Genomic DNA, 8,276 nt, shown 5'->3' on the forward strand with positions numbered 1-8,276 from the left:
CGTACCCCGAACGGTCGAGCGCGGTCACGGCCGGGGCCAGCGCGTCGACCATCGTCCGGTCGCCCACCTCGGCCTCGCCGACCCGCTGGATCGCGGTCAGCCCGGCCCGGGCGCCCGCGGCGAACGCGGCCGTGTCTGCCGAGCCGTAGGACAGCGCGCGGGCGATCTCGGAGAACAGCAGGCCCAGCAGCGGGCCGCTGGTGCCGCCGACCTCGTCGAGGAAGACCTCGCCGAGCGCGCCGAACCCGCGCTGCGGTCCGCGCCCGGCCAGCGCGACGGCCAGCCGGACCCCGGCGCGCAGGTTGTCGCCGTAGTCGCCGTCGCCGGAGTGCTGGTCGAGGTCGGTGAGCACACCGTGGCCGTCCTCGACGGCCCGGGCGAAGCGGGCCAGCACGGCGTCCTGGTCGAGGGGGTGGTGGCCGGTCATGAGGTCTCCGTCCGAGGGAAGGCGGCCGTCTGCGCCGGCGCGGCCCACAGGCCCGTCCACTCCGGGCGCATCCGGGTCAGGGTGAGCGAGAACCCGGCCATGTCCAGGGCGGGCACGAACGTGCCGACGAGCAGGCCCACCCGCTCCAGCCCGCGCGCCTCCAGCCCGGCGGCGGCCAGCTCGGCGAGCACGTAGAGCTCCAGCAGTGCCGTGCCCCCCATGCCGTTGACGACCATGACGACCTGGTCGGGGCCGTCGGGCAGGCCCGCGACGACCTCGTCGAGCATCCGGTCGACGAGCTCCTCGGTGGGCGGCCGGTCGACCGAGCGCCGGGCCCGCTCGCCGTGGATGCCGACGCCGTAGTCGAGCCGCCCGTCGAGGGCGAACGCGGGCTCCCCGGTGCGCATCGAGGTCTGCGCGCGGGAGGCGACGGCGAGGCTGCGCGAGGCCGCGGCGACGTCCGCACCGAGCGTCGCGAGCTCGGCCAGCCCGGCACCGCTGTCCGCGGCGGCGCCGAGGATCTTCTCGACGACGACGGTCGCCCCGGTCCCGCGCCGCCCGGTCGCGGTGTCGAGCCCGTCGGTGGCCAGGTCGTCGTCGACGAGGACGCGGGCGACGTCCACGCCCTCCATCCGCAGCCGCTCCGCCGCGATGCCGAAGTTGATCCGGTCTCCGGTGTAGTTCTTGACGATGTGGATCACCCCGTCCGGGCCCGCCGCGGCCCGGGACGCGTACAGCACGGCCTTGTTGTGCGGGGAGGTGAACACCGGCCCGGGGGCGACGGCGTCGAGCATCCCGCGGCCGAGGAACCCGGCGTGCAGCGGCTCGTGGCCGGAACCCCCGCCGGAGACCAGCCCGACCCGCCTGCCGGGTGCCCGGTGGCGTGCGAGGAGGTGGATCGGGTCCTCGTGCAGGGCGACGAGGTCGGCGTGGGCCCGGGCGAACCCGCGGACGGCGGCCGGGACGGGGTCGTCGCCCGCCGGGTGGAAGGGGAACGGCATGGCGCCGATCATGCTGGCCGTGGGCGGTCAGCGCATCAACGGCGCGCGGACGGCGTTCTCCACGAGGTCGAGCACCGGGCCGAGGTCGTCGGCGGGCAGCCCCATCGCCAGGTGCGAGACCAGCCCCTCCAGCACCAGCTCCAGGTACTGGGCGAGCACCGGCACCGGCACGTCGTCGCGCAGCGCGCCGGCTGCGGCCTGACGTTCCAGCCGCGCCCGGGTCGCGGCGGTCAGCGCGCCGGAGTGCTCCTGCCAGCGGGCCCGGAACTCCGGGTCGGTGCGCAGCCGTCGGGAGACCTCCAGGCGGGTGCCCAGCCAGCTGCGGTCCGAGCCGCCGCGCAGCAGGTCGCGCATGACCTGCACCAGGCCCTGCTCGGCGACGACGTCGGCCATCCGGGTGGCGTCCTGCTCGGCCAGGGCCAGGAACAGCGCCTCCTTGTCCCGGAAGTAGTGGAAGATCGCGCCACGGGACAGCCCGGTGTACTCCTCGAGCCGCCGGACGGTGGCGCCCTCGTAGCCGTGGTCGGCGAAGCAGGTCCGGGCACCGGTGAGGATCTGCTGCCGGCGTGCGGCGAGCTGGTCGGTGCTGACGCGGGGCATGCTCCCCAGTATTCCGTACGCTTGTCCTGCATGTGTGGACGGTCGTGTCGCCGGTCACCGGCGGCACCGGCGACCACGGTTTCATCGCGTGCGGGTGTCACACGTCGGGGGTAGCGTCGACGTGGTGACCCTGGACGACCAGAGCACCGACGGTGTGCTCCGCAGCGTGGGGGAGGCCGAGGCCTACGTGGCCTCGGTCTGCTTCAAACACGGCCCCCCGACCCTGGCCGGTGTCGAGATCGAATGGATGCTCCACCGACCCGGTCGACCGGCCGACCCGGTCGACCTCGACGCCGTGCGTGCCGCTCTCGGCCCGCACCGCCCGGCCTCCCTGGACCCCGCGTCGCACGCGGCCCCGCTCCCCGCGGGCGGCACCGTGACCGTCGAGCCGGGCGGCCAGATCGAGATCTCCAGCGCTCCCGCTGACTCGCTCGAGGCCCTCCTCGGCGCCCTCGGCGACGACGCAGCCCACCTCCACGGTCTGCTCGCCGAGCACGGCCTGCGCCCGCACGACCGCGCCGCCGACCCGGTCCGGCCCGCCCGGCGGCTGCTGGACCTGCCGCGCTACGCGGCCATGGAGTGCGTGTTCGACGGCGTCGGCCCGCACGGACGCAGCGGGATGTGCTCCACGGCGGCGGTTCAGGTCAGCCTGGACGCCGGCCCGGCCGCCGGGATCGCCGAACGCTGGGCGGTCCTGCACGAGCTGGGCCCGGTGCTGCTCGCAGCGTTCGCGAACTCGCCGGTGCAGCACGGCCGCCGCACCGGCTGGAAGTCCTCCCGGCAGGCGTGCTGGCTCAGCCTCGACCCCGCGCGGACCGCGCCGCCGCCCACCGCGACGCCCGGTACCGACCCGGCCGCCGCCTGGGCGCGCCGGGTGGTCACCACCCCGCTGCTGTGCGTGCGCGGCACCGGGACCTGGTCGGTGCCGGCCGGGGTCACCTTCGCCGACTGGGTGTCCGGCCGCGCCCGCGGCGGGGTCCTCGACCGGCCGCCGACACTGGCCGACCTCGACTACCACGTCTCGACCCTCTTCCCGCCGGTCCGCCCGCACGGCTACCTCGAGGTGCGCTACGTCGACGGTCAGGCCGGCGACGACTGGGCGCTGCCGACCGCGGTGCTGCTGGCGCTCACCTCCTCCGGCCCCGTCGTCGACCGGGTCCGGGAGCGGTGCGAGCCGGTCCGCGACGAGTGGGTCGCCGCCGCCCGCCACGGGCTGGACCACCCGGGTCTGGCCGCGGCGGCCGCCGATCTGTTCCCACTGGCCTGCGACGTGCTGGCCGCCGCGGACCATCCGCTGACCACCGGGCCGGGCGCGGTGCTGGCCCGGCTGCGCGAGGTCACCGAGCGGCGCGTGCTGCAGGGCCGCTGCCCCGCCGATGACACCGACCCCGCCGAGCAGGGTGCGGGCCCGACCGCCGATCCGTTCCCGCCGGGGCTCCATCTGGGTTCCGCCCTGCCCGGCGCGCCCGCCGCACGAGAGGTGACCGGTCGAGAACCCGGCCGGTCCGCCGTCGACACCGCCGACCAGGCTGCCCAGGAGGACGTGGCATGACCGCCGATCCCGCCGTTCCCGCCGGACCGCTGACCGGCCCCGCGACCCCGGGGGAGAGCCCGGAGACGATGCGTACCCGCGTCGCCGCGCTGCTGGGCCGCTCCCGCGACCGCAGCACCGCGCTCACCGCCCTCGACGACGGCGAGCTGGCCGCCCAGCACTCGCCGCTGATGTCGCCGCTGGTCTGGGACCTCGCGCACATCGGGTCGATGGAGGAGCTGTGGCTCGTCCGCGACGTGGGCGGCCGCGAGCCGCTGCGCCCGGAGATCGACGGCCTCTACGACGCGTTCCAGCACTCCCGTTCCTCGCGGGTCGAGCTGCCGCTGCTCACCCCGGCCGAGGCCCGCGGCTACGTCGCCGAGGTGCGGGACAAGGCGCTCGACGCGCTGCACCGCAGCCCACTGCGCGGTCGCCGGTTGGAGGCCGAGGGCTTCGCGTTCGGGATGATCGTGCAGCACGAGCAGCAGCACGACGAGACCATGCTCGCCACCCACCAGCTGCGCTCCGGGGGGCCGGTGCTCGACGCCGCCCCGCCGCCCCGCCCGGCCGGAGCGGTCGACCCGGCCGCGGAGGTGCTCGTCCCGGCGGGCCCGTTCGAGATGGGGACCTCGGCCGAGCCGTGGGCGCTGGACAATGAGCGGCCCGCGCACGTCGTGGACCTGCCCGCGTTCCGGATCGACGTGCACCCTGTCACCAACGGCGCGTTCGCGGCGTTCGTCGACGCGGGCGGCTACGACGACCCTCGGCTGTGGACCGACGCCGGGTGGGCGCACCGCACCGAGGAGGGACTGGTCGCGCCACGGTTCTGGTCCCGCGACAGCGACGGCACCTGGTGGCGGCGCCGGTTCGGCGTCGTCGAGCGGGTGCCCGACGACGAGCCCGTCGTGCACGTGTCCTTCCACGAGGCGCAGGCCTACGCCCGCTGGGTCGGCAAGCGCCTGCCCACCGAGGCCGAGTGGGAGAAGGCAGCCCGGCACGACCCGGCGACCGGCCGGTCCCGGCGCTTCCCCTGGGGCGACGACGAGCCGCGCGCCGAGCACGCCAACCTCGGACAGCGCCACCTCCAGCCCGCCCCGGTCGGCTCCTACCCGGCGGGGGCGTCCGCCCTGGGGGTGCAGCAGATGGTCGGCGACGTCTGGGAGTGGTGCGACTCCGGCTGGCACCCCTACCCGGGGTTCAGCGTGTTCCCGTACCCCGAGTACTCCGAGGTGTTCTTCGGCGGGGACTACGCGGTGCTGCGCGGCGGGTCGTTCGGCACCGACCCGGCGGCGATCCGGGCGACGTTCCGCAACTGGGACCACCCGATCCGCCGGCAGATCTTCGCCGGATTCCGGCTGGTCCGCGACGCCGGTGTGTAGGCACCTCGCGTACCTGGGTGAGCCGGCCACGCTGGCGTCGCTGGTCCTGGAGCCGGAGCACGGGCTGCTCGCCCAGTCCTACGCCCCGGCCGACATGCGCGGCGGCGGCACGATCAACGCCGACGGCCACGGCACCGGCTGGTACCCGCCCGGCAGCACGACGCCGGTACGGGTCCGGTCGGCGTCACCGCTGTGGTCCGACACTTCCTACGCCGCGCTGGCCGCGGCGACGACGTCGGGAGCCGTGCTCGCCGCCGTCCGCTCGGCGACGGTCGGGATGCCGGTGACGGCGACCGCCGCCGCCCCCTTCACCGACGGGCGGTGGCTGTTCAGCCACAACGGCGTCGTCCGCGGCTGGCCGGACTCCCTCGCGGCCGCCGCGGCGGCGCTGCCCGTCACCGACCTGATGACCCTCGACGCCCCCACCGACGCCGCGCTGCTGTGGGCGGTGGTCCGGCGCGGTCTCGCCGACGGCGCCGACCCCGCCGACCTGCTGGCCCGGGTCTGCGCCGACACCGAGCGGAGCGCACCCGGCTCGCGGCTGAACCTGCTGCTCACCGACGGCACGACGATCTGGGCCACGGCCTGGCGGCACGCACTCGCCGTCCGGGCCGGACCGGCGGGCGTCACCGTCGCCTCCGAACCTACCCATGCGTTCCCCGACTGGACCCGGGTGCCCGACCGGCACCTGGTGGTGGCCCGACCGGGCCACCACGAGAGTCATGACCTAGGAGCTCCGTGAGCACTCCCGGCGCCATCCAGCTGGACGTCCACCTCTCCGACACCGATGCCGACACCGCGCTGCGGTCCGACGTGCGCCGCGGCCTCGCCGCGTCGCCGAAGGAGCTGCCGCCGAAGTGGTTCTACGACGCCCGCGGGTCCGAGCTGTTCGAGCGGATCACCGAGCTGCCCGAGTACTACCCGTTCCGCACCGAGCGGGCTCTGCTCACCGACTCCGTCGACGACATCGCCCGCTCCTCGGGCGCCGACACCGTCGTCGAGCTGGGGTCGGGGTCCTCGACCAAGACCCGGCTGCTGCTCGACGCGTTCACCCGCGCCGGGACGCTGCGCCGCTACGTGCCGCAGGACGTGAGCGAGTCCGCGCTGCGCGGCGCCATCGACGAGCTGCACCGTGACTACCCGCAGCTGGAGCTGCACGGCGTGGTCGGCGACTTCACCCGCGACCTGGGCCGGCTGCCCGGGGCCGACCCCGGCGGGAAGCGGATGATCGCCTTCCTCGGCGGCACCATCGGCAACCTGATGCCCGGCCCGCGCCACGACTTCCTGGTCCACGTCCGCTCGGTGCTGCAGCCCGGTGAGCAGCTGTTGCTCGGCACCGGCCTGGCCACCGACCCGGCGGTGATGGTCCCCGCCTACGACGACGCCGCCGGGGTCACCGCGGAGTTCAACCGCAACGTGCTGCACGTGCTCAACCGCGAGCTCGCCGCGACCTTCGACGTCGACGCGTTCGACCACGTCGCCGTCTGGGACGCGGAGAACTCCTGGATCGAGATGCGGCTGCGCGCCACCCGCGACATGCGGGTCCGGATCGCCGACCTCGACCTCGACGTCGCGTTCGCCGCGGGGGAGGAGCTCGCCACCGAGATCTCGGCGAAGTTCACCCCCGCGACGGTCGACGCGTTCGCCGCCGCCGCCGGGTTCGCCACGACGCGGCGCTGGGTCGACCCCGACGCGCGGTTCGCGCTGACGCTGCTCACCGCCGCCTGAGGTCCGGCGGTGCTGCGCCGGCCGGGCGCAGCACCGCCGACGGCGTGGTCCCGGTCTCCCGGCGGAACGCCGTGACGAACGCCGAGGGCGTCGCGTGGCCGAGGTGCCGGGCGACCACGCCGACCGGGCGCCCCGCGACCAGCGGCTCCACCGCGAGCACGCACGGTGCGGGCCGGTCGATCGGGCAGCGGCCGGGCCACAGGTAGATCCCGCGCATCTCGGCGACACGATCCGGCAGCCCAGCGGTTCCCGGCCACCGCGGGTGGCGCCTAGCGTCGCGGACATGGCGATGAACGCGCTGCACCGACGGATCTGCCGCTCCGACTCCTGGGCCGACCGGATGCACGGGACGACGTTGCCCTGGGCCACCCGCGGCGTCGACCTCACCGGCGAGGTCCTGGAGATCGGCCCGGGCTACGGCGTCACCACCCGCTGGCTCGCGGCGCGCACCGGGGCGCTGACCGCGCTGGAGGTCGACCCGGTGCTGGCCGAGGACCTGCGTGCGGGCCTCGGGGGTGAGCTCGGTGTCGACGTCCGGCACGGCGACGGCGCCGCCCTGCCCTTCCCGGACGGCAGCTTCGACGCCGTCGTCTGCTTCACGATGCTCCACCACGTCCCGACGCCCGGCGAGCAGGACCGGCTCTTCGCCGAGGCCGCGCGGGTACTGCGTCCCGGCGGGACGTTCGCGGGCATCGACTCCCGGATGACGCTGCGGTTCCGGACGATCCACATGGGGGACACCCTGACCGCGGTCGACCCGGCGACGCTGCCGCGGCGGCTCGGGGCGGCCGGGTTCGCACGGCCGGAGACCGAGCTGGGTGCGCGGTCGTTCCGGTTCCGGGCCGGCCGCGGCTAGGGTCGGGTGCATGAGCACCGACTGGCGCCACGACGGCGTCCGGGTCATCCCCGGCGACATGCTGGACGCCAACACCCCGCAGACGCCCGGCATGCACCGCGCCGCCGCCGTCACCGGGGACCGGGTCGGCGCGCAGCGGTTGTGGGCGGGCACGGTGACCATCCACCCCGGCGCCCGCACCGGCGCGCACCACCACGGTGAGCTGGAGAGCGTCATCTACGTCGTCCGCGGCCGGGCCCGGATGAAATGGGGCGAGAATCTGGAGTTCATCGCCGAGGCCGGGCCGGGCGGGTTCATCTTCGTGCCGCCGTTCGTGCCGCACCAGGAGATCAACGCCCTCGACGACGAGCCGCTGGAGTGCGTGCTGACCCGCTCCGGTCAGGAGCCGATCGTGGTCAACCTCGACATCACCGGGGTGCCCGACCCCGAGCACGTCCCCTGGGTCGACCCCCTGCACCCACGGCGCTGAGCAGCGTCACCGCGAGGGCGACCGCGAGCAGCGTCCCCAGCACGACGTCGATCACCGGCCACGTCCGCACCGACGGGTCCAGCCCCAGGGTGAACACGGCCAGCGGATCCACGAGCCGCCCGCGGTAGGCGAGCAGCGTCGCCGGTCCCAGCGCGAGCAGCAGCCCCACGACCCGGCCCACGGTGCCCGCCGGCCCCGGGTGCCGGCGACCCCACAGCGCCGCGAGCGCGAGCAGCACCAGCCCCGCCAGGATCGGCGGGAGCCAGGCCCGCCACAGCCCGACCG

11 protein-coding genes are annotated in these 8,276 nt (G+C 75.6%); 6 read left to right on the forward strand and 5 right to left on the reverse strand.

Annotated elements, in window-relative coordinates; genetic code table 11:
• The 3 genes from GTW08_RS10225 to GTW08_RS10235 form a co-directional block, all read right to left on the reverse strand.
• Positions 1–427: DAK2 domain-containing protein (locus GTW08_RS10225; protein WP_161151820.1), on the reverse strand; the 427-nt coding region annotated here is incomplete at its 3' end.
• A complete protein-coding gene (locus GTW08_RS10230; RefSeq protein ID WP_073575288.1) occupies positions 424–1,428 on the reverse strand; it encodes a dihydroxyacetone kinase subunit DhaK in 1,005 nt (334 codons plus the stop codon). The genes GTW08_RS10230 and GTW08_RS10225, both read right to left, overlap by 4 nt.
• A 27-nt stretch (positions 1,429–1,455) precedes the next feature.
• Positions 1,456–2,028: a TetR/AcrR family transcriptional regulator gene (locus tag GTW08_RS10235; RefSeq protein ID WP_073574739.1), complete on the reverse strand. Its 573-nt coding sequence runs from the start codon at positions 2,026–2,028 to the stop codon at positions 1,456–1,458.
• Between the two features lie 124 nt (positions 2,029–2,152).
• On the opposite strand from GTW08_RS10235, the gene egtA reads away from it, so the two are divergent.
• Genes egtA through egtD form a run of 4 tightly spaced genes read left to right on the forward strand, consistent with a single transcriptional unit; the run spans position 2,153 to position 6,666 of the window.
• Positions 2,153–3,580: an ergothioneine biosynthesis glutamate--cysteine ligase EgtA gene (gene egtA / locus GTW08_RS10240; RefSeq protein ID WP_253067912.1), complete on the forward strand. Its 1,428-nt coding sequence runs from the start codon at positions 2,153–2,155 to the stop codon at positions 3,578–3,580.
• Complete coding sequence (egtB, locus tag GTW08_RS10245; RefSeq protein WP_073574741.1) at positions 3,577–4,938, forward strand: ergothioneine biosynthesis protein EgtB; 1,362 nt, start codon at positions 3,577–3,579, stop codon at positions 4,936–4,938. The genes egtA and egtB overlap by 4 nt, the downstream gene beginning before the upstream one ends.
• Positions 4,931–5,680, forward strand: coding sequence for an ergothioneine biosynthesis protein EgtC (gene egtC, locus GTW08_RS10250; RefSeq protein ID WP_073574742.1), 750 nt, complete (start codon positions 4,931–4,933; stop codon positions 5,678–5,680). Before egtB ends, egtC begins: the two co-directional genes overlap by 8 nt.
• On the forward strand, positions 5,677–6,666 hold the full coding sequence (egtD, locus tag GTW08_RS10255) for an L-histidine N(alpha)-methyltransferase (RefSeq protein WP_083658209.1): 990 nt from the start codon (positions 5,677–5,679) through the stop codon (positions 6,664–6,666). Before egtC ends, egtD begins: the two co-directional genes overlap by 4 nt.
• On the opposite strand, the gene GTW08_RS10260 is transcribed toward egtD, so the two are convergent.
• Positions 6,653–6,883: an AraC family transcriptional regulator gene (locus GTW08_RS10260; RefSeq protein ID WP_073574743.1), complete on the reverse strand. Its 231-nt coding sequence runs from the start codon at positions 6,881–6,883 to the stop codon at positions 6,653–6,655. The genes egtD and GTW08_RS10260 overlap by 14 nt on opposite strands.
• Before the next feature lie 66 nt (positions 6,884–6,949).
• On the opposite strand from GTW08_RS10260, the gene GTW08_RS32690 reads away from it, so the two are divergent.
• Both GTW08_RS32690 and GTW08_RS10270 read left to right on the forward strand, forming a co-directional pair.
• Complete coding sequence (locus GTW08_RS32690) at positions 6,950–7,522, forward strand: class I SAM-dependent methyltransferase (RefSeq protein ID WP_073574744.1); 573 nt, start codon at positions 6,950–6,952, stop codon at positions 7,520–7,522.
• A 10-nt stretch (positions 7,523–7,532) separates the two neighbouring features.
• Entirely contained in the window at positions 7,533–7,991 is a 459-nt protein-coding gene (locus tag GTW08_RS10270) for a cupin domain-containing protein (RefSeq protein ID WP_073574745.1), read from the forward strand.
• Here the strand turns inward: GTW08_RS10270 and GTW08_RS10275 are convergent.
• A partial coding sequence (locus GTW08_RS10275; protein ID WP_202416927.1) for a hypothetical protein occupies positions 7,930–8,276 on the reverse strand: 347 nt, incomplete at its 5' end. The genes GTW08_RS10270 and GTW08_RS10275 overlap by 62 nt on opposite strands.

Source organism: Pseudonocardia sp. SID8383 (assembly GCF_009864975.1).
GTDB classification, from domain to species: Bacteria; Actinomycetota; Actinomycetes; order Mycobacteriales; family Pseudonocardiaceae; genus Pseudonocardia; species Pseudonocardia alni.